Annotated in this window: 17 protein-coding genes, 1 tRNA gene and 1 pseudogene; 12 read left to right on the top strand and 7 right to left on the bottom strand. The window is 69.9% G+C overall.

The genetic code is table 11. The features are described from left to right. Positions 1-106 precede the first annotated feature (106 nt). The 3 genes from ACFYTS_RS29350 to ACFYTS_RS29360 all read left to right on the top strand — a co-directional run bounded on the left by ACFYTS_RS29350 (position 107) and on the right by ACFYTS_RS29360 (position 6,550). Positions 107-3,601 carry an indolepyruvate ferredoxin oxidoreductase family protein gene (locus ACFYTS_RS29350; RefSeq protein ID WP_387308760.1) on the top strand — a complete coding sequence of 1,165 codons (3,495 nt, stop codon included), beginning with the start codon at positions 107-109 and terminating at the stop codon, positions 3,599-3,601. A gap of 333 nt (positions 3,602-3,934) precedes the next feature. Next, a complete protein-coding gene (locus ACFYTS_RS29355) occupies positions 3,935-5,005 on the top strand; it encodes a Glu/Leu/Phe/Val dehydrogenase dimerization domain-containing protein (RefSeq protein ID WP_387308858.1) in 1,071 nt (356 codons plus the stop codon). A gap of 54 nt (positions 5,006-5,059) precedes the next feature. Continuing rightward, positions 5,060-6,550 carry an amino acid permease gene (locus tag ACFYTS_RS29360; RefSeq protein WP_387308860.1) on the top strand — a complete coding sequence of 497 codons (1,491 nt, stop codon included), beginning with the start codon at positions 5,060-5,062 and terminating at the stop codon, positions 6,548-6,550. 11 nt (positions 6,551-6,561) lie between these two features. On the opposite strand, the pseudogene ACFYTS_RS29365 reads toward ACFYTS_RS29360, so the two are convergent. Beyond that, a pseudogene (locus ACFYTS_RS29365) lies at positions 6,562-6,795 on the bottom strand (indolepyruvate ferredoxin oxidoreductase subunit alpha); the annotation flags it as partial. A gap of 70 nt (positions 6,796-6,865) precedes the next feature. Between ACFYTS_RS29365 and ACFYTS_RS29370 the strand changes: the two are divergent. Then, the gene (locus ACFYTS_RS29370) at positions 6,866-7,795 is read left to right on the top strand and encodes a LysR family transcriptional regulator (RefSeq protein WP_357284400.1); all 930 of its coding nucleotides are present in this window, start codon (positions 6,866-6,868) and stop codon (positions 7,793-7,795) included. A 55-nt stretch (positions 7,796-7,850) separates the two neighbouring features. Here the strand turns inward: ACFYTS_RS29370 and ACFYTS_RS29375 are convergent, their stop codons facing one another. Then, positions 7,851-8,039, bottom strand: a complete 189-nt coding sequence (locus tag ACFYTS_RS29375; RefSeq protein WP_387308762.1) for a YegP family protein — start codon at positions 8,037-8,039, stop codon at positions 7,851-7,853. 149 nt (positions 8,040-8,188) lie between these two features. Here ACFYTS_RS29375 and ACFYTS_RS29380 point away from each other — a divergent pair, with 149 nt between their 5' ends. Continuing rightward, complete coding sequence (locus ACFYTS_RS29380) at positions 8,189-9,043, top strand: thioesterase family protein (RefSeq protein WP_387308764.1); 855 nt, start codon at positions 8,189-8,191, stop codon at positions 9,041-9,043. 36 nt (positions 9,044-9,079) lie between these two features. Then, positions 9,080-10,033 carry a LysR substrate-binding domain-containing protein gene (locus ACFYTS_RS29385; protein ID WP_387308766.1) on the top strand — a complete coding sequence of 318 codons (954 nt, stop codon included), beginning with the start codon at positions 9,080-9,082 and terminating at the stop codon, positions 10,031-10,033. Here the strand turns inward: ACFYTS_RS29385 and ACFYTS_RS29390 are convergent. Next, entirely contained in the window at positions 9,982-10,887 is a 906-nt protein-coding gene (locus ACFYTS_RS29390) for a serine hydrolase (protein ID WP_357284389.1), read from the bottom strand. The genes ACFYTS_RS29385 and ACFYTS_RS29390 overlap by 52 nt on opposite strands. A gap of 154 nt (positions 10,888-11,041) precedes the next feature. Here ACFYTS_RS29390 and ACFYTS_RS29395 point away from each other — a divergent pair, with 154 nt between their 5' ends. After that, positions 11,042-12,820 (top strand): penicillin-binding transpeptidase domain-containing protein, encoded by a 1,779-nt coding sequence (locus ACFYTS_RS29395; RefSeq protein WP_357284386.1) that lies wholly within the window; start codon positions 11,042-11,044, stop codon positions 12,818-12,820. Positions 12,821-12,867: 47 nt separating this feature from the next. Then, positions 12,868-13,776: a class A beta-lactamase gene (bla, locus tag ACFYTS_RS29400; RefSeq protein WP_387308769.1), complete on the top strand. Its 909-nt coding sequence runs from the start codon at positions 12,868-12,870 to the stop codon at positions 13,774-13,776. Between the two features lie 17 nt (positions 13,777-13,793). Here bla and ACFYTS_RS29405 read toward each other — a convergent pair whose 3' ends face one another. After that, positions 13,794-14,222, bottom strand: a complete 429-nt coding sequence (locus tag ACFYTS_RS29405) for a helix-turn-helix domain-containing protein (protein ID WP_387308770.1) — start codon at positions 14,220-14,222, stop codon at positions 13,794-13,796. A gap of 85 nt (positions 14,223-14,307) precedes the next feature. Here ACFYTS_RS29405 and ACFYTS_RS29410 point away from each other — a divergent pair, with 85 nt between their 5' ends. The 3 genes from ACFYTS_RS29410 (at position 14,308) to ACFYTS_RS29420 (ending at position 16,331) form a co-directional block, all read left to right on the top strand. Further along, positions 14,308-15,147, top strand: a complete 840-nt coding sequence (locus ACFYTS_RS29410) for a class I SAM-dependent methyltransferase (protein ID WP_357284378.1) — start codon at positions 14,308-14,310, stop codon at positions 15,145-15,147. Position 15,148: 1 nt separating this feature from the next. Further along, positions 15,149-15,796, top strand: a complete 648-nt coding sequence (locus ACFYTS_RS29415) for a cyclase family protein (RefSeq protein WP_387308772.1) — start codon at positions 15,149-15,151, stop codon at positions 15,794-15,796. Between the two features lie 115 nt (positions 15,797-15,911). After that, positions 15,912-16,331: a hypothetical protein gene (locus ACFYTS_RS29420; RefSeq protein WP_379100914.1), complete on the top strand. Its 420-nt coding sequence runs from the start codon at positions 15,912-15,914 to the stop codon at positions 16,329-16,331. A gap of 82 nt (positions 16,332-16,413) precedes the next feature. On the opposite strand, the gene ACFYTS_RS29425 is transcribed toward ACFYTS_RS29420, so the two are convergent. Continuing rightward, positions 16,414-17,622 (bottom strand): Ig-like domain-containing protein, encoded by a 1,209-nt coding sequence (locus tag ACFYTS_RS29425; protein ID WP_357284370.1) that lies wholly within the window; start codon positions 17,620-17,622, stop codon positions 16,414-16,416. Positions 17,623-17,841: 219 nt separating this feature from the next. On the opposite strand from ACFYTS_RS29425, the gene ACFYTS_RS29430 reads away from it, so the two are divergent. Beyond that, positions 17,842-17,914, top strand: a tRNA-Lys gene (locus ACFYTS_RS29430). Positions 17,915-17,967: 53 nt separating this feature from the next. On the opposite strand, the gene ACFYTS_RS29435 is transcribed toward ACFYTS_RS29430, so the two are convergent. Together ACFYTS_RS29435 and ACFYTS_RS29440 are read right to left on the bottom strand one after the other, a co-directional pair. Further along, positions 17,968-18,195 carry a SelT/SelW/SelH family protein gene (locus tag ACFYTS_RS29435; RefSeq protein ID WP_357284367.1) on the bottom strand — a complete coding sequence of 76 codons (228 nt, stop codon included), beginning with the start codon at positions 18,193-18,195 and terminating at the stop codon, positions 17,968-17,970. A 42-nt stretch (positions 18,196-18,237) separates the two neighbouring features. Continuing rightward, positions 18,238-18,723 carry a carboxymuconolactone decarboxylase family protein gene (locus tag ACFYTS_RS29440; protein WP_357284364.1) on the bottom strand — a complete coding sequence of 162 codons (486 nt, stop codon included), beginning with the start codon at positions 18,721-18,723 and terminating at the stop codon, positions 18,238-18,240. Positions 18,724-18,761 lie beyond the last annotated feature (38 nt).

Here is an 18,761-nt window from a genome sequence, read left to right on the forward strand (position 1 = left end):
CGACTGTTGACACAGATCACCCTTCACGGCAGATTTCGCAGCACCGATCGCTTGGTCCCTTCGTTGCAGCTCACAATCTGAGCTGTGGAGAGTGTGGTGACTGTTCATGACCGACGTTGCCTGCGCGCCTGCACCACAGGCCGAACCGGCTACGCCCTACGACCTCGCCGACCGCTACCGGTCGGGTGCGGGTCCGGTCCTCCTCACCGGCGTGCAGGCCATCGCCCGCCTGCTGGTGGAACAGCATGTGCGGGATATGCGCGCCGGTCACCGGGTCGCGACCTTCGTGTCCGGGTATCAGGGCAGCCCGCTGGGCGGCGTCGACAAGATGCTGCTCGGCATGCCGACCGTGCTGACCGAACACGACATCGCCTTCGTGCCCGGCTTCAACGAGGAGCTCGCGGCCACCGCGGTGTGGGGTAGCCAGGCCGACCTGCCCGCCGGGACGCCGACCCACGACGGCGTGGTCGGCGTCTGGTACGGCAAGGGCCCCGGCGTGGACCGGGCCACCGACGCCATCCGGCACGCGAACATGTACGGGGTCAATCCGCGCGGCGGCGTGCTGCTGCTGGTCGGCGACGACCCGGCCTCGAAGTCCTCGACCGTGCCCGCGGTGAGCGAACGATCCCTGGCCGCCATGGGTGTGCCGGTGCTGTTCCCGCGCAATGCCCGCGAGATCATCACCATGGGGATGCAGGGCATCGCGCTGTCGCGGGCCTCGGGGTGCATCGTGGCGCTGAAGATCGTGGCCGATGTCGCCGACGGGGCCTGGACGGTGGACGGCTCGGTCGCGAACCTGCCCATCGCGGTGCCCGAAGTGCAGTGGGAGGGTAAGACTTTCGCCTACCGGCAGCGGCCCATGGCGGCTCCCGCCGACAGCGTGCTCGCCGAGGCCGATCTGTACGGGCCGCGCTGGGCCACCGTGCGCGCCTTCGGCGCCGCCAATGACCTCGATGTCATCGAGGTCGATCCGATCCACGCGCGGATCGGGATCGCGGCCACCGGCACCACCTTCGACGCGGTCCGGCAGGGCCTGCACGATCTCGGCGTCGACGAGGCGGCCATGCACCGGGCAGGAATCCGCCTGCTGCGCATCGGCATGCCGTATCCCGTTGGCGCGCAGCGGGTCACGGAGTTCGCGCGCGGCCTGGAACAGATCATCGTGGTGGAGGACAAGACCGCCTTCGTCGAGACCCAGATCCGCGAGATCCTGTACGGCGCCGCCGACGCCCCGCGCATCCTCGGCAAGCTGGACGGGAACGGGCTGCCGCTCATGCCGTTCGACGGCGAGCTGACCGCCGGCCGCCTGCTCGGCCCGCTGCGCCGGGTGCTGCGCGAGCACGTGGAGCTGAAGAAGGCGCCGCCCCCGGCGCTTTCGCTGGAGGTGCTGTCCGCCAAGCGCACCCCGTACTTCTGCAGCGGCTGCCCGCACAACCGCTCCACCGCGCTGCCCGAGGGGTCCATCGGCGGCGGCGGCATCGGCTGCCACACCCTGGTCACCCTGTCCGGGCGCGGCGACAGCGCAGTCACCGGCCTCACCCAGATGGGCGGCGAGGGCAGCCAGTGGATCGGGCAGGCCCCGTTCACCGATGTGCCGCACCTGTTCCAGAACATCGGCGACGGCACCTTCTTCCACTCCGGGCAGCTGGCCGTGCAGGCGTGTGTGGCGGCGGGGGTGAACATCACCTACAAGCTGCTCTACAACGAGGTCGTCGCCATGACCGGCGCGCAGGACGTGGAGGGCGGGCTGACGGTCGCCAAGCTCACCCACAAGCTGACCATGGAAGGGGTCAGGCAGATCATCATCTGCGCCGACGATCCCAAGCGGCACAACAAGAAGGCGCTCGCCAAGGGCACGCTGCTGTGGCATCGGGACCGGCTCGACGAGGCACAGAAACTGCTGCGCGAGGTCAAGGGCGTGACCGTGCTGATCTACGACCAGCATTGCGCCGCCGACGCGCGACGGCAGCGCAAGCGCGGCACGCTGCCGGTGCGCAATACCCGCGTGGTGATCAACGAGGCGGTGTGTGAGGGCTGCGGCGACTGCGGCACCAAGTCCAACTGCCTGTCGGTGCAGCCGGTGGAGACCGAGTTCGGGCGCAAGACGCGCATCGACCAGACCTCGTGCAATACCGACTACAGCTGCCTGGACGGGGACTGCCCGTCCTTCGTGACGGTGGAGCTGCGGCCGGATGCCAAGGGCGGCAAGGGCTCCCGGCGCGTCCGCGGCCTGCGCCGCAAGCCGGCCGAACCGCCCGTCGTGGCCGATCCTGGCCTCGGCGCTCCGCTGGGCACGCAGAACGTGCTCATCGCGGGTATCGGCGGCACCGGCATCGTGACGGTCAACCAGGTGCTGGCCACGGCCGCGCTGCGCGCCGGGTACGCGGTCGAGAGCCTCGATCAGATCGGGCTGAGCCAGAAGGCCGGGCCGGTGCTGTCGCATCTGCGGTTCTCCACCACGGAATTGGAGCCGTCGAACCGGCTCACCCCAGGCAGCGCCGACTGCATCATGGCCATCGACCTGCTGACCGCCGCCGACCCCAAGAACCTCCAGTACGGCGACCCGAACGGGACCGTGGTCGTTGCCTCGACCAGCAAGACGCCGACCGGCGACATGGTCTACGACAAGTCGGTCGCCTACCCCGAGACCGGGCCGCTGCTGGATCGGCTGGCGGCGGTGTCGGATTCGCAGGTCGACTTCGACGCCCTGGCCGCCGCGCAACACCTGTTCGGCACTACCGCCTCAGCCAACTTCCTGATGGTCGGCGCGGCCTTCCAGACCGGTGGCCTGCGGCTGCCCGCCGCGGCGATCGAGGAGGCGATCGGCATCAACGGTGTCGCGGTGTCGGCCAATATCGCGGCCTTCCGCTGGGGCCGGGTGGCCATCGCCGATCCGGCCGCGTTCGCGGCGGCCACCGATTCCGGTGCGGCACAGCGCGCTCCACGGGTCGCGCCCGCCGAGCTGCTGGCGGGCACCGGCTTCGACGGCGAGGTCCGGCGACTGGTGGAACTGCGCGCCGCCGAGCTGATCGACTACCAGAACGCCAAGGTCGCCCAGCGCTACATCGACACCGTCCAGGCCACGTGGACCGCGGAGCGCGCGGTCACCGAGCGCACCGAGTTCACCGAGGCCGTGGCGCGTGGGCTGTTCAAGTTCACCGCCTACAAGGACGAGTACGAGGTCGCGCGACTGCTGGTCGATCCCGCGTTCCTGGACGAGGTCCAGGCGCAGGTCCCCGGCGGCGAGAACCTCACCTACAAGCTGCACCCGCCGGTGCTGCGCGCGCTGGGCCGCAAGAAGAAGATCGGCCTCGCCCCGAAATCCCATGTGGCCCTGAAGCTGCTCGCCAAGGGCAAGGCGCTGCGCGGCACCAAGCTCGACCCCTTCGGTTACGCCCACGTCCGCAAGGTGGAGCGGGAACTGCTGGCCCAGTACACCGGCATGGTGCACCGGCTCGCGGCCGGCCTCACCGTCGACGGGTACGCCACCGCCGTCGCGGCGGCGGCGCTGCCCGATCTCGTCCGCGGCTACGAGGACGTCAAGCTCGGCAATGTCGAGCTCTACCGCGCCCGCCTGCGCGAACTCGGCCTCGACGGCTGACACGTCGCTGCCCGAGCCGGACAGCTCGGGCAGCCTCGGGTGGCGAACCCGGCGTCGACCGCGACCAATTCCACACCAGCCCACAGCAATACGGCGACGATCAGCGACCGTCGCCCGCCCTCGGCGATCCCTGACCACCCCATGGCGTGGGATCGCCACGGCCCGCGCCCACCGGACGCGACCGCCGAACACCGGTCACGGCCGAGCGGCACACCCGCCGCCGACCCTGCCCGACCCGCTGCCACCCGCGTGGCAGTTTCCCCGGCCGCCCACCACGCGGCCCCACCCGGCCGCCACGAGCGGCGTCCACGAAAGGAATCGACCGTGACCGCAATGCACACCGACGCAGGGGTTTTCGGCCGCTCGCACGAACTGAGCGCCCGGCGACACGAGCAGGTGGTGTTCTGCGAGGACGACCGCAGCGGACTCAAGGCGATCATCGCGATCCACTCGACCGCGCTCGGCCCGGCGCTGGGCGGCACCCGGATGTACCCGTACGCCTCCGAGGCGGCCGCGCTGGACGATGTGCTGCGGCTGTCGTGGGGCATGACCTACAAGGCCGCGGCCGCCGGGGTGGATCTGGGCGGCGGCAAGGCCGTCATCATCGGCGATCCGGCGCTGGACAAGAGCGAGGAGCTGTTCGCCGCCTACGCGCGCTTCGTGGAATCCCTCGGCGGGCGGTACATCACGGCCGGTGACGTGGGCACCAACACCGACGACCTGGACGCGATCGGCCGCTACACCGGCTACGTCACCGGCCGCAGCACCGCGGCGGGCGGGTCCGGCGACAGCGCCCGGCTCACCGCCCTGGGCGTGTTCAACGCGATGCGCGCCGGAGCCGAATCCGTGTGGGGCGCACCGACGCTGGCGGGCCGCACGGTCGGCGTCGAGGGCGTCGGCAAGGTCGGCCGCGAACTGATCCAGCTGCTGCTGGCCGACGGCGCGGAGGTCTGCGCGACCGACGTGAACACGGCTGCGCTGGAACGTCTTTCGACCGACCATCCCTCGGTTCGACTGTTGAGCACCGTGTCCACGGCTCCGGTCGACGTCTACGCCCCCTGCGCCCTCGGCGGCACGCTCACCGTGTCGAGCGCCGAGGCCATCGAGGCGAAACTCGTCTGCGGAGCGGCCAACAACCAGTTGGCCACGCCCGCGGTGGAATACGCCCTGAACGAGCGCGGCATCACCTGGGTCCCGGATTTCGTGGCCAATGCCGGTGGGCTGGTTCAGGTGGCCGGTGAGCTGCGGCACGCGGCGCCGGCCGAGGTCGAAGACGCAGTGAGGGGCATTTTCGACCGTTGCCGCGACATCATCGCGGAATCCCAGGCCGAGGGCATCGGCACCGGTGCGGCGGCGAACAGGTTCGCGGAGCGGCGGCTCGACGCCATTCCGCGAGTTCGCTGATCGCGGCACCGAAACTCTTCGGAAAGGAGACGAACAGTGGCGTTCGCGAGCGGAATGTTCCGCACCAAATCGGTCGAGCAATCGATCCGGGATACCGATGAGCCGGATTCCAAACTGCGCAAGGATCTGACCGCGCGGGATCTGACCATCTTCGGGGTCGCCGTGGTCATCGGGGCGGGCATCTTCACGCTCACCGCCCGGACCGCGGGCCAGGTGGCGGGGCCGTCGGTCTCGCTGGCCTTCGTGTTCGCGGCCATCGCGTGCGGGCTGACGGCGTTGTGCTACGCCGAATTCGCCTCGACCGTGCCGGTGGCGGGCAGCGCGTACACGTTCGCGTACGCCACTTTCGGCGAGGTCATCGCCTGGATCATCGGCTGGGATCTGATCCTGGAGTTCGCGCTGGCGGTGTCGGTGGTCGCCAAGGGGTGGTCGCAGTATCTCGGCGAGGTGCTGCACGGGGTGGTGAGCCCGGTCGCGCACGTCGGGTCCATCACTTTCGACTGGGGCGCGGTGGTGATCATCGCCGTGGTGGGCACGCTGCTGGCGACCGGCACCAAGCTGTCCTCGCGGGTCTCGGCGGTCGCGGTGGCCATCAAGCTGGCCGTGATCGCGCTGGTGCTGGTGGTCGGCGCGACCTACTTCAAGGCCGCCAACCTGACCCCCTACATTCCCCCGGCCCAGCTCTCGGAGCGGGCGGGCGGCGTGCACCAGTCGCTGTTCTCCTTCCTGACCGGTTCCGGCGGAACCAGTTTCGGCTGGTACGGCCTGCTGGCCGCGGCGTCGCTGGTGTTCTTCGCGTTCGTCGGCTTCGACGTGGTGGCCACCACGGCCGAGGAGACCCGCAACCCGCAGCGCGACGTCCCTCGCGGCATCTTCGCCTCGCTGGCCATCGTGACCGTGCTGTACGTGGCGGTCTCGCTGATCCTCACCGGCATGGTCCCCTACACCGAGCTCGCGAGCGGGAACGCCACGCTGGCAACCGCTTTCGCCATCCACGGCGCGACCTGGGTGAAGAACATCATCTCCATCGGCGCGCTGGCGGGCCTGTCCACTGTCGTCATGGTCATGTTCCTGGGCCAGACCCGGGTCCTGTTCGCGATGGCCCGCGACGGCCTGCTCCCCCGCGGCCTGGCCCACACCGGCAAGCACGGCACCCCGGTCCGCCTGACCGTCCTCGTCGGCGTCGTGTGCGCCCTGCTCGCCGGTTTCGTGGACTTCGGCACCCTCGAGGAAATGGTCAACATCGGCACCCTGGTGGCCTTCGTCCTGGTCTCTCTGGGCGTTCCGATCCTGCGCCGCACCCGCCCGGATCTGAAGCGCGGCTTCCGCGTCCCCTTGGTTCCCCTCATCCCCATCCTGGCCGCCCTGGCCTGCTTGTGGCTGATGCTGAACCTGTCCATCGAGACCTGGATCCGCTTCGTCATCTGGATGGCCCTGGGCATCGTCATCTACTTCGCCTACAGCCGTTCGCATTCCGTGCTCGGCAAGCGGAAAGCGCCTGCCCCGGAATCGATCCCCACCCGAGAGCCGGATCCCGTTCCCTAGATCTGCACCCCTTCGGTGAAGAACCGGCTGTTCACGAGGACGAACTGCTCCTGCTCGGGGGGCAGGTCGTCCTCGTAGTGGATCGCCTCGACGGGGCAGACCGGTTCACAGGCCGCACAGTCGATGCACTCGTCGGGGTTGATGTAGGCCATCCGCTCACCGACCACGATGCAGTCGATCGGGCATTCCTCGATGCAGGCCTTGTCCAGAACGTCCACGCAGTCCGCGCCGATCACGAAAGTCATGTGCTGATCCTGCGGCCGTTTCCCGTGGTCAGGTAGCGCCCGAATGCCGATCACGTCATAAGCTGTCCTTATGATCCTGCCGCCCGGTACGCCCGACCTGGACGTGCTGGCCCTGCTGGTCTCGGTCGCGGAACTGGGCAGTCTCGGCGCGGCCGCGCGGCGGCACGGCATCAGCCAGCCCGCCGCCAGTATGCGGATCAGCGCTCTGGAGCGGCGGCTCGGGTTGCGGCTGCTGGATCGCGGGCGCACGGGATCGGTGCTCACCGATGCCGGGCAGGCGGTGGTCGAGCTGGGCCGCCCGGTGCTCGCGGCCGCGCTGGCGCTGACCGATGGCATCACCGCCCTGCACCGCGCGGAGCGGCCGAGCTTGCGCCTCGTGGCTTCGACGACCATCGCCGACCACCGGATTCCGCACTGGCTGACCGCGCTGCGCAAGATCCACCCGGAGCTGGCGGTGGTCCTGGATGTGGCCAACTCGCGCCAGGTGACGGCGGCGGTCGGCGACCGCGAGGCCGAGCTCGGGTTCGTCGAAGGACCGCATCCGCCACCGGGATTGGGCAGCCGGGTGCTCGCCGCGGACGAGCTGGTGGTGGTCGTCGCGCCGAGTCACCGGTGGGCCGCCCGCCGCCGACCGCTGACGGCGCGCGAACTCGCCGACACCCCGCTGCTGTGGCGCGAACGCGGCTCGGGCACCCGGGACACGGTGTGGGAGACCCTCGAGATGCACGGGACACCGGCCCCGCCGGCGGCCGAACTCGGTTCCGCGGCCGCGATTCTCGCGACCGCTCGCAGCGGGGCGGCCCCGGCGGTGGTGAGCCGGCTGATCGTGGCGCACGAACTCCGCGCGGGCACGCTGCGCGCCGTTCCACTGGCCGAATCGACGCCGTTGACCAGGAAATTCCGGGCCATCTGGCATCGGCGCACGCCGCCCACCGGTCCGGCCGCCGACCTGGTCCATCTGGCCGCCCGCATCGAAGCGGCTCGGACGCAACGGCATTGAACACGCGCAGGCCCCGCCGCGGAATCAGCCGCGGCGGGGCATCGCCCGGGTCGGACTACATGGAATCGGTGAGGTCCGCGACCGCCGCGCCGGCGGCATTGGTCTGGACCGAGGCGATGCCCTTCCTCGCCGCGTCCTTGCTCGCGTACGCCTGGCTCTGCGCGATAACCTCGCCGTTGCCGGCCTTCAGCCGCCACCGGAACTTGTCGGTCGCATCAGCGAACAGCTCGAACCTGCCTGACATGACTACCTCGTTCCACGCCTGGAAAGTGCATCTGACACGCATCAGGGTATGGGCAGGAATGCCGAACGGTCGGAATGGACATGCGGAGGGTTTGTCGTACACCGTCTAATGGGTCGGACGTGGGCTGATACGTTGACGAGGTGACCCGAATGCAGGATGCGACAGCGGTAGATCAGGCGGCCTCGGAGGACGAGGCCGGGACCAGGGCGTACTTCCTCGCGCTGGAGTCCCAGCGCGACGGATTCGAGCGATACCGGGCCACCGCGTCCACGGTGAGCGTGTGGGCGGCAACCATGCAGCACGGCGCACCGCCCTCGGCACTGCTGGCCCGCGCGGTGGAACGGTGCGCGCCCCGGGAGGGCACCCGGATCGCGCGGCTGACCATGGAGATCCTCGGCCCGATTCCGGTGGGAGAGATCGAGGTTCGGGCCTGGATCGAGCGGCCGGGCAAGCGGGTCGAGCTGGTGGCGGCCGAACTGGTCGCGCCGCAGCCGGACGGCAGCGCCCGCGTGGTGGCCAAGGCCGCGGCCTGGCGGATCGCCACCACGGACACCTCCCCGGTGGCGCACACCGCCGATGCCCCGCTGCCGCCCGTGCCGGACGAGGGCAAGGTCAGCTGGGGCCTGCCTGCGGGCTGGGACGTCGGCTACGTGAAGTCGGTGGACCTGCGCGGCGTGGCGAGCGACGACATCACCCGGCGGGTGTGGGTCAAGCCCCGCGTCGAGGTGGTCGAGGGCGAGGAGATCTCACCCCTGGTGCGCGTGTTCTCGGTCGCGGACGTCGCCAATGGCGTTGGCGCGCGGCTGGATCCGTTGCGATACACCTTCCTCAATACCGACCTGACCATCGACCTGTTCCGGCTGCCGGTCGGCGAGTGGATCGGCCTGGCCGTGGAGACCTCGATCGGACCCGACGGGGTCGGCCTGTGCTCGACCGTGCTGCACGACCAGCAGGGCCCGATCGGGCGCTGCCTGCAGATCCTCGAGGTGCGCGCCCGGGCCTGACCACCCGGCGATAAGGAAACCTATATCGTCGACGGGATGGACCCGCTGCGTCAGCTGCGCTACTTCATCGCCGTCGCCGAGGAGTTGCACTTCGGCCGGGCGGCCGAGCGGCTGCGGATCGCCCAGCCCGCGCTGAGCCAGCGCATCCGCAAGCTGGAGAGCGAGCTCGGCGCGCGGCTGCTCGACCGCGACAGCCGCCGCGTGGAGCTCACCGAGGCCGGGCAGATCCTGCTGGTCGAGGCGCGCGACCTGATCGCCCGCTGGGAACGCGCGAAATCGCTGGTCGACAAGGCCCACCGCGGCGAGGTCGACGCGCTGCGGGTGGGCGTCCCGCCCGAACTGGCGGGCCGGGTGCTCGCCGCCATGCTGACCGCGTTCGAGAACCGCCAGGTGCGGGTCGACCTGCAGGAGCTGACCACCGCCGAACAGGTCCGCCTGCTCGGCGAGCGGGAACTGGACGCGGGCCTGCTGCAATATCCGGCGGAGACGCCCGGCCTCGAATCCGGCCCGGCCGTGGAGACCCCGCTCGGCGTGGTGCTGCCCCGGGATTCCGTACTGGCCCAGCGGACTTCACTCACCCTGGCCGACCTGAGCGGGCACGGCCTGGTGATCTTCCCGCGCGCCGCCGCCCCCGGCCTCTACGACGCCACCCTGCGCACCTGCTGGGAGCACGGCTTCCACCCCGCCTCGGTGCAGCACGCGGTCAATCCGGAATTCGTGCTCGGCATGGTGCTGTCGGGCCGCGGCGTCGCCTTCGACACCGGCCTGGTGGCGCAGAAGGAGCCGCGGGTGGTGTGGCGGCCGCTGCCGGAGGGCACGCTGAGCTGGCGGCTCGCCCTGACCTGGCCCGCCGCCGCCCCGCATCCGCTGGTGCGGGAATTCGCCGAGCTCATCGTGTCGGTGGTGCGGGGCGACGGTGCGGCGCCCCCGGCCCCACTTCAGGACGCGCCGCAGCGCCGCCCGTGGGATGTGGTCGCGGGCAGGCAGTGATCGATGCGCTCGATGGCCGTCAGTGCGGCGGTCCCGATCGCCCGGTCCACCCCGGGCTGCCGTCCCGCGAGATTGTGTGACACCGTGAAAACCGCTACGGCGTATCGGCTTCCGTCCGGATACTCGACGACCCCGATCTCGTTGCGGATGCCCGGCAGCGTCCCGGTCTTGGACCAGATGTCGGTCCCGGGCGGGAACGCCGACGGCAGCCGATGCCCGTACACCTGCTGGCGCATGAGATCGCGCACGAACCGGCACGCCTCGGGCGGGCCCGCCAGGTCGCGGCCGATGAGCGTCAGCAGGCGTGTCATGTCCCGGGCGGTCCCGGCGGTGGTGCGCAGCGGATCCACCGCCCGGCTGCCGAACACCTCCTCGGGACTGGATTCGGGATAGCGCCGGGCGAATTCGAGCAGGTCGCGCGCGCCGATGTCCTCGGCCATCAGGTACAGGATGTCGCGGATCGAGCCCATCACCCGGGTGTCGGCGAGCCCGAGTTCGCGGACCAGGGAGCGGACGTTGTCGAGGCCGACGCGGTCGAACAGCAGGTCCGCGGCGGTGTTGTCGCTGACGGTGAGCGCGAAATAGGCGGCGTCGCGCAGGCTGTATTCGACATCGTCGTGGCAGCCCGCCGACCCCACCCCGCCCAGCCGGTCCGCGGCCGTGGCGCGCACCCGGTCCGCGGGATCGAGCTGCCCCGCCGCGACCTGCCGCGCGAACTCCAGCACCAGCGGCACCTTCACCACCGAGGACAGCACCACCGGTTCGTCGGCGGCCCAGCCGAATTCGCCGTCGCAGTCGAGACAGCGGGCGTGCACGCGGCCTTCGACACCGGCCGCCCCGAAGATCGCTTCCACTCCCCCAGCATTCCCGGCGATCGGATCGGGCCGTCAACCGCCCGCGACTTCGCGATCCCGTGGGCCTTGCGCTGCGACGATAAGGAAACGCTTATCGGTTCTCACCCGTGTTGGTCTTGGACACCGGGTGGTGATCCGTGTTGGGGTGGCAGTCATGGCAGCTTTCAGCAGGAGGGCAAGCACCGGTATCTGTGTCGCGGCCGTACTGGTGGCGGCGACCGGGTGCTCGGGATCGGATCCCACGTCCGGATTGTCCAAGACCGTCGACGCCTTCGCCGACGCGCTGACCCGCGACGACGTCCCGGCCGCCGCGACCGCGACCAGCGATCCCGCCACCGCCTCGACCACCCTGGGAACGCTGTACGACAACCTCGGCAAACAGGTGCGTTTCGAGGCGAGCAAGGTCGAGAAGACCGACGACGGCGGCACCTTCACCCTCGCCGCCACCTGGAAGCTGGGCAAGGACGGCAAGAACGAGTGGACCTACACCACCGCGGGCCGCGCCGAACGCTCCAGCGGTGACTGGAAGATCCGCTGGGACCCGGCCACCATCGCGCCCGGCCTGAACATCGGCCCGCTGTCCTACGCCGTCGCCTACCCCGACCCGGCCAAGATCCTGGACAGCACCGGCGGCCCGCTGCTCACCCAGCAGGTGGTGACACTGGTGAACGTCGCGCCCGGCGCGGACCCCGCGGCCGTCGCGGCGGCGCTGCGCCCGGTCGCGCCCGATATCACGGCCGCGAGCCTGCAGGCGGATCTGGCCGCGGCGCCGGGGAAGCCGGTCACCGCGGTCACCCTCCGCGAATCCGATTACGCCACTGTCCAATCCGCGCTCACCACGCTGGCGAACGTGACGACCGTGCAGCAGACGCGACTATTGGCCGTCGACAAGGCGCTGGCCTCACCGACCTTCGCGGGTCTGTCGGATCTGTGGCAGCAGCGGGCCGACGCCGCCGCCGGATGGGCGGTCCGCGCCCAGGGCAGCGACGGCACGCAGCGGGTCGGCGGCCCGGATCCCCAGCCGGTCACCGATATTCGCACCACCCTCGATGTCGGCCTGCAACGGGCCGCCGAGGCGGCGCTGGCCCCGATCACCACCCCGGCGGCCATCGTGGCGCTGCGACCCTCCACCGGTGACGTGCTGGCCATGGCGCAGAACGCGCCCGCCGACGCGCAGGGCCCGATCGGGTTGACCGGGCTGTATCCGCCGGGCTCCACCTTCAAGACCGTCACCGTGTCGGCCGCCCTCCAGGCCGGTCAGGTCACCCCGGACACCACCGTCGCCTGCCCCGGCAAGGAGAACATCGAGGGCCGGGAGATCCCCAACGACAACAACTTCGACCTCGGCCAGGTGCCGCTGCACACCGCGTTCGCGCGGTCCTGCAACACCACCATGGGCCGGCTGGCCGTGCAGCTGCCGCCGGACGGGCTGACCGATGCCGCCGCCCAGCTCGGACTCGGCATCGACTACGTGACACCGGGATTGACCACCGTGACCGGCAAGGTGCCCACCGCCGACACACCCGCCCTGCGGGTGGAGGAGGGCATCGGGCAGGGCAAGGTGACCGCGTCGCCGTTCGGCATGGCACTGCTGGCCGCGTCCCTCGCCCAGGGGTCGGTCAAGCCGCCGACGATCGTGCAGGGTCAGCCCGGCAAGCCCGACCGGCAGCCGCCGGCCCTGCCGCCCGGCATCGCCGATCAGGTGAAATCCATGATGCGCGAGACCATCACCGGCGGCACCGCCACCGCCCTGCGCGACATCCCCGGCCTGCTCGGCAAGACCGGCACCGCCGAATACATCGACGACAAGCACGCGCACGGCTGGTTCGTCGGCATCGACGGCGATCTCGCCTTCGCCGTCTTCATCAGCGACGCGGGCAGTTCCGACCCGGCCGTGCAGGCCGCGGGCCGTATGCTGCGCGCCCCGCGCTGACCAGCCGCAACACTCCACACCGCTCGAAACCGATTGAAAGGCTTGTTTTGCCGACCCTGAAATACCGCGCCCTGGCATCACTACTCGTGCTCACGCCGCTGTTCGCGGCGTGCGGCACCGACTCGAAAAGCGAGGCCACCCACGACGAGCCGTCGACCACGGCCGCGCCGGGCGACGCCGCCCTGCGGGCGCTCGAGGAGCAGCACGGCGCGCGGGCGGGCGTCTTCGTGATCGACACCGGCACCGGCAAGACCGTCGGCTACCGGCAGGACGAGCGCTTCACCTTCAACTCCACGTTCAAGGGCCTGGCCTGCGGCGCGCTGCTGAAGCTGCATCCCCTCGCCAGCGGATTCTTCGACCAGGTCATCCATTTCGGCGCGGACAAGGTGGTGACGGGTTCACCGGTCACCAGCACCCGGGTGGACACGGGGATGTCGGTGAGCGAACTCTGTGACGCCGCCATCACCCGCAGCGACAACACCGCGGGCAATCAGCTGCTCGAATTGCTCGGCGGCCCACAGGGATTGACCCAGTTCCTGCGGTTGCTCGGCGACGACAAGACGCGCAGCGACCGCTGGGAACCGGAGCTCAACACCGATATCCCGGGCGACGAGCGGGACACCACGACCCCGGCCGCCCTGGCCGGCGACTATCGGAAGCTGGTCGTCGGCAATACCCTCGCCGATCCGGAACGCAAGCAGCTGACCGCGTGGCTGCTCGCCAACACCACCGGCGACGCCCGCATCCGCGCCGGACTGCCCGCGGACTGGAAGACCGGCGACAAGACCGGTTCCGGCGACTACGGCACCGCCAACGACGCCGCCGTCAGCTGGCCCGCCGACGGGTCCGCGCCGCTGGTGATCGTGGTGCTCACCGCCAAACCGGACAAGGACGCGGCCTACGACAATCCGCTGGTGGCCGCGCTCACCAAGGAGGCCGTGCACGCCGTGCGCTGAAATGACCTGTCACGCAGTCATTTCGGTCCGCTCACCGCCCCGGTGACGTCGATCTCGCCCGCCATCGCGCCCAGCAGGATGCGCCGGAAGCTCGGGCATTCGGCGTGACTCGGGGCCGGACAGGCGGCGGCATGCCGGAGGCCGTCCCGCACCGTGGTCATTTGCGTGATGGTGCGGTCCAATTCGTCGGCCTTGCCGGTGAGCAGGACCCGATCCACCCGGAGTTCGCCCTGCGGGCCGAAGACCAGCACGATGTCGTCGAGGGAGAATCCGGCGGTGCGGCCCAGCGAGATGAGGGCCAGCTGTTCGAGCACCGAACTGTCGAACTGGCGGCGCAGGCCGCGCCGGCCGGTGGACGCGATCAGGCCGCGTTCCTCGTAGTAGCGCAGGGTCGAGGCGGGGACGCCGGTGCGGCGCACCACCTCGGCGATATCCAGGCTGGTCATCGGGGTTACCTCGAACTTGACCTCAAGTCGGCTTGAATTGAGACAGTGTAGTTCTCCGTCCGTTCCCCGATGAAGGACAGCGATCATGACGACACCGCTCGACAAGGATCAATCCGACCGCTGGGCCACCTCCGGCACTGCCTGGGTCGACTTCCAGGACCTGATCGGCCGGGTGCTGCGGCCGCTCGAGGATCTGCTGGTCGAGACCGCCCGCACCGACGGCGCCCGGCGGGTGCTGGATGTCGGCTGTGGCACCGGCGGCACCACCCTGGCCGTGGCCCGCGCGACGGGCGCGCGCTGCACCGGCGTCGACATCGCCGAGCCGATGCTCGAGGCGGCCCGCGCCAATGCCGAACAGGCGGGCCTCCCGGTGGATTTCGTGTGCGCCGACGCCCAGACCCACACCTTCGACCCCGCGGTCTACGACCTCGTCATGTCCCGCTTCGGGGTGATGTTCTTCGCCGACCCGGTGGCCGCGTTCGCCAATCTGCGCCACGCCACCCGGTCCGGCGGACGGCTGGCCTGTGTCGTGTGGCGAGCCGCCGCCGACAACCCGTTCTTCACCACCGCGGAAGACGCGGCCGCCCCGCTGCTGCCCGATCTCGGGCCCCGAATCCCGGACGCCCCCGGGCAATTCGGGTTCGCCGACCGCGATCGGGTGGCCGGGATCCTCGCCGACGCCGGCTGGACCGAGATCGACATCACCCCGATCGACGCCGACTGCGCGATGCCCGAATCCGAGCTCACCGGCTACGTCTCCCGCTTGGGACCGGTCGGCTTGGCACTGCTCGAGGCCGACGAGACGACCCGTGCGAAGGTCGTCGAGGTCGTCCGCGCCGCCTTCGAACCCTTCGTCCGCGACGGCGCGGCCCATTTCACCGCCGCCTGCTGGCTGCTGCGGGCCACCGCGCCGGAGCACGACTGACATGCGCATCCTCGATCTCTCGGTGCCGATCCGATCCGGAATGCCCGTCTACCCGGGCGATCCCGAGGTGACCGTGCGGCCCGCGCTGACCGTGGCCCTCGACGGCGTCAATGTGCTGCACCTGGACATGGGTTCGCAGACGGGCACGCACGTGGACGCGCCCCGGCACATCGACGACGCCCTGCCCGCCCTCGACGAGCTGCCGCTGGAACGGTTCACCGGACCGGCCGTGGTGGTGGACGCGCGGGCCGCGGGCGCGGGCGGGTCGATCGGGCGCGAGTACTTCGAGGGGCGGGTGGCGGCGGGCGTGATCGTGCTGGTGGCGACCGGATGGTCGGAGCACTGGGGCACGCACGAGTACCTGAACCATCCGCATCTGACCGTGGCGGCCGCCGAGTATCTGATCGCGTCGGGGGTGCGGACCGTCGGCATCGACGCGCTCAGTGTCGACCCGACCCCGGTCGAGGAGATTCCGGTGCATCGGATCCTGTGCGGGGCGCACGCGGTGATCGCGGAGAATCTGACCGGTCTGGCGGCGGTACTGGCGGCGCAGGAGGCCGGTCAGCGGGTGGAAGTGTCACTGTTGCCCTTGCGGCTGCCCGGGGCGGACGGGGCTCCGGTGCGGGCGGTGGCGCGCGTCGGAATGTGAGAGAAACGTCAGTGTGTCGCATTTTGCGGCGCAGGTCACGCGATCTTCGTAGACTGCTCAGGACCATCTGGGGAGTCGGGGCCCCGACCACGCTCGATCCGAAGGATTTTCGCACGTGAACCGTTACGCCGTAACCACTTTGCTAGCCGTTGCGGCACTGCTGCCCGCCGCGCCCGCCGCTATGGCGGAGATCGCCCTCATCGACACCACGACGACGACTCCGTCGACCACGTCGCCGACCACGACGACGCCGGGCACCACCACTCCGGACACCACGCCCGGCTGCACCGTCACCGCGGGCCCCGCGACGGCCACGACCACCACCCCGTGCCCGACCAGCAAGGACCCCGCGCCGAAGAGCCCGATCGAGGCCTTGGTCACCGGTTCCTCCGGCTTCAAGCTGGGCGGTGCGGTCGGTTCGTCGAACACCAACTCCGCGGAACCCGGCACGTGCACCGTCATGGGCACCGCCTCGGCGCTGTCCGGCCTCGCCGCCCTCGGCTGCGGCCCCAACGGTCCGGGCACCATCGGCTGATTCTCAGCCTCCCGTCGAGCATGGTCGAAGGGGCATCAGCGCAATGCTGATGCCCCTTCTGCCATGTCTTCGACGCCGTAGTTCAGGCGCGGTCGGCGTTGCCCGCCTTCCACTGCTCCCAGGGGATGTTCCAGTCGCCCAGCCCGTCCACGCCGGACAGGGTGCCGCCGACGGTGTTCTTCACGATGGTGATGTCACCGCGTTTGACGTTCTCGTAGACCCATTTGGCGTCGGACGGGCTCAGGTTCAGGCAGCCGTGGCTGGTGTTCGAATAGCCCTGCGCACCCACTGACCACGGGGCCGAGTGGAAGAAGATGCCCGAGTACGAGATTCGGGTCGCCCAGTCCACGGGCGTCTTGTAGCCGTTGGGCGAGTTCACCGCGACGCCGTAGGTGGAGGAGTCCATGATGATGCGGTCGAACTTGTCGCCGACGATGTAGACGCCGTTGTCGGTGGGGGTGGAGTCCTTGCCCATGGAGGTGGGCATGGTCTTGATCACCTCGCCGTTGCGCTCCACGGTGACGATCTTGGTGTTGTCGTCGGAGGTGAAGACGGTGGCATCGCCGATGGTGAAGCTGGAATGGATGTCGCTGTCGCCGACCAGGCCACCGCCCAGGTCGTGGCCGTAGGCGTTGACCGCGATGTCGACCTTGGTGCCCGGGGTCCAGAAGTTCTGCGGCCGCCAGCGCACCTCACGATTGTTGACCCAGTAGAACGCGCCCTCGACCGCCGGGGTCGTGGTGATCTTGATCGCGTTCTGCGCGGCCTTACGGTCCGGAATGTTCTCGTCGAACTGCACCGCCACCGGCTGACCGATGCCGACCACGTCGTTCTCGGCGGGCAGCAGATACGGGTGCGTGCGGTTGTTCGGGGAGATCGTGGTGAAACTCATCACCGAGGTGGTCGCCCCGCCCAGGCCGATGGCCTCGACCGCCAGCTTGTAGGTGCGCCCGAATCCCAGCTGCTCGGCCAACTTCCACGAGCGGCCGTCGGCGGCGAGCTCACCCGGCACCTGCTTGCCGTCCGGACTGCTCAGCGCGACAGCGGTGAACCTGCCGTCCTCCACCTTCAGGTTCAGCTCGCCGGGCGCCACGCCCTTGTCGCCGTCCTTCACCGGGGAGATCAGCTTCGGCTTCATCAGTTCGCTGATCGGGTTGGAATCGATTGCCACCGAGGACGACTGACCCTTGCCACCGGAGGAGCAGCCGACCAACGCCAATGCCACCACGGACAGCACCACCCCGGCCCCCAGTAGCTTCCCGGACCGCCGTCCGCCTCGCCACTCACCCATCGCAACCCCACTTCACGTCTCGGCGGGCAGCTCGGCCACCCTCCAAAGGCTTCCCCCACAACATCCGAGATCGCCCCCGCCGTGTTAACAACCCTCAACAACTCGAAGAACCACGAGCTCAGAGGGGCGATTTCACTTTCCGCAACCATCCCTGTTAATGTTCTATCCGCACCGCAGAGAGCCCGGAGCGCAAGACCGAGGCCCCCGGCGGAGTAGCACGCGCCATTAGCTCAATTGGCAGAGCAGCTGACTCTTAATCAGCGGGTTCGGGGTTCGAGTCCCTGATGGCGCACAATACGAAGCCCCTGACCAGGCAATCCGGTCAGGGGCTTCGTTCGTTTTCGGCTACTTCCCGTGCTCGGCAACAGCTTTGACGATGTCTTCCGGGGTGGGGAAACCCTGGCGCGTCTTGGTGGCCACGGTCTGGCCGTCCACCGTGACGCGGTACACACCGCCTGAGCCCGGGACCAGTTCCGGTGCGATACCGAGCTCGGTGTCGAGGGCGTCGGCGGCGGCGCGGGCGCGCTTCAGGTAGCCGCAGGGCTTGCAGTAGGTGATGACGACGGCGGGCATGGTCGGACTCCTCACGGTGCGGGTGTCGGATCGGGTTGGGGTTCAGTCGTTCTCGTCGCCGGGGAGGGTCCAGGCGCGGGTGGTCGCGCCCAGCCGGGTCCAGGTGTTGATGATCGCGATGTGCCAGACCAGTTCGGCGAGTTCCGATTCGGAGAATCGGGCCGCGGCCTCCTGCCAGACGGCGTCGTCGACTTCGCTGTCGGCGATTCGGGTCATGGCCTCGGCGAGGTCGAAGGCGGCACGCTCGCGCGGGGTGAAGAAGGGGGCCTCGCGCCACACCGCGACCAGGTTCACCCGGCGCGCGGTGTCCCCGGCGGCCATGGCGTCGCGGGAGTGCATGTCGACGCAGTACACGCAGCCGTTGATCTGGGCGACGCGCAGTTTCACCAGTTCGCGCAGCGGCTTCTCCAGGGACGACCGTTGCGCGGCACGCTCGAGGCCGTTCATGGCCTTGGCGATCTCGGGGGTCAGGTCGTCGATGGCGAGGCGGGTGGTCGGCTGGACGTATGCGCTGGTTTTCGTTGTCATGCTTCGACGGTAGGCCGATAATGGACCAATGTTAGGAG

The sequence above is a fragment of the Nocardia sp. NPDC004151 genome (genome assembly GCF_042874235.1).
Taxonomy (GTDB): domain Bacteria; phylum Actinomycetota; class Actinomycetes; order Mycobacteriales; family Mycobacteriaceae; genus Nocardia.

What these genes read in the sequence shown, in the direction of transcription:
- ACFYTS_RS29380 (WP_387308764.1), top strand. Translation starts at nt 8,189, where the DNA reads ATGCAGGATGCGACAGCGGTAGATCAGGCGGCCTCGGAGGACGAGGCC.
- ACFYTS_RS29425 (WP_357284370.1), bottom strand. Translation starts at nt 17,622, where the DNA reads ATGGGTGAGTGGCGAGGCGGACGGCGGTCCGGGAAGCTACTGGGGGCC.
- ACFYTS_RS29405 (WP_387308770.1), bottom strand. Translation starts at nt 14,222, where the DNA reads ATGACCAGCCTGGATATCGCCGAGGTGGTGCGCCGCACCGGCGTCCCC.
- ACFYTS_RS29385 (WP_387308766.1), top strand. Translation starts at nt 9,080, where the DNA reads ATGGACCCGCTGCGTCAGCTGCGCTACTTCATCGCCGTCGCCGAGGAG.
- ACFYTS_RS29350 (WP_387308760.1), top strand. Translation starts at nt 107, where the DNA reads ATGACCGACGTTGCCTGCGCGCCTGCACCACAGGCCGAACCGGCTACG.
- ACFYTS_RS29375 (WP_387308762.1), bottom strand. Translation starts at nt 8,039, where the DNA reads ATGTCAGGCAGGTTCGAGCTGTTCGCTGATGCGACCGACAAGTTCCGG.
- ACFYTS_RS29370 (WP_357284400.1), top strand. Translation starts at nt 6,866, where the DNA reads ATGATCCTGCCGCCCGGTACGCCCGACCTGGACGTGCTGGCCCTGCTG.
- ACFYTS_RS29395 (WP_357284386.1), top strand. Translation starts at nt 11,042, where the DNA reads ATGGCAGCTTTCAGCAGGAGGGCAAGCACCGGTATCTGTGTCGCGGCC.
- ACFYTS_RS29355 (WP_387308858.1), top strand. Translation starts at nt 3,935, where the DNA reads ATGCACACCGACGCAGGGGTTTTCGGCCGCTCGCACGAACTGAGCGCC.
- ACFYTS_RS29435 (WP_357284367.1), bottom strand. Translation starts at nt 18,195, where the DNA reads ATGCCCGCCGTCGTCATCACCTACTGCAAGCCCTGCGGCTACCTGAAG.
- ACFYTS_RS29360 (WP_387308860.1), top strand. Translation starts at nt 5,060, where the DNA reads ATGTTCCGCACCAAATCGGTCGAGCAATCGATCCGGGATACCGATGAG.
- ACFYTS_RS29410 (WP_357284378.1), top strand. Translation starts at nt 14,308, where the DNA reads ATGACGACACCGCTCGACAAGGATCAATCCGACCGCTGGGCCACCTCC.
- ACFYTS_RS29440 (WP_357284364.1), bottom strand. Translation starts at nt 18,723, where the DNA reads ATGACAACGAAAACCAGCGCATACGTCCAGCCGACCACCCGCCTCGCC.
- ACFYTS_RS29415 (WP_387308772.1), top strand. Translation starts at nt 15,149, where the DNA reads ATGCGCATCCTCGATCTCTCGGTGCCGATCCGATCCGGAATGCCCGTC.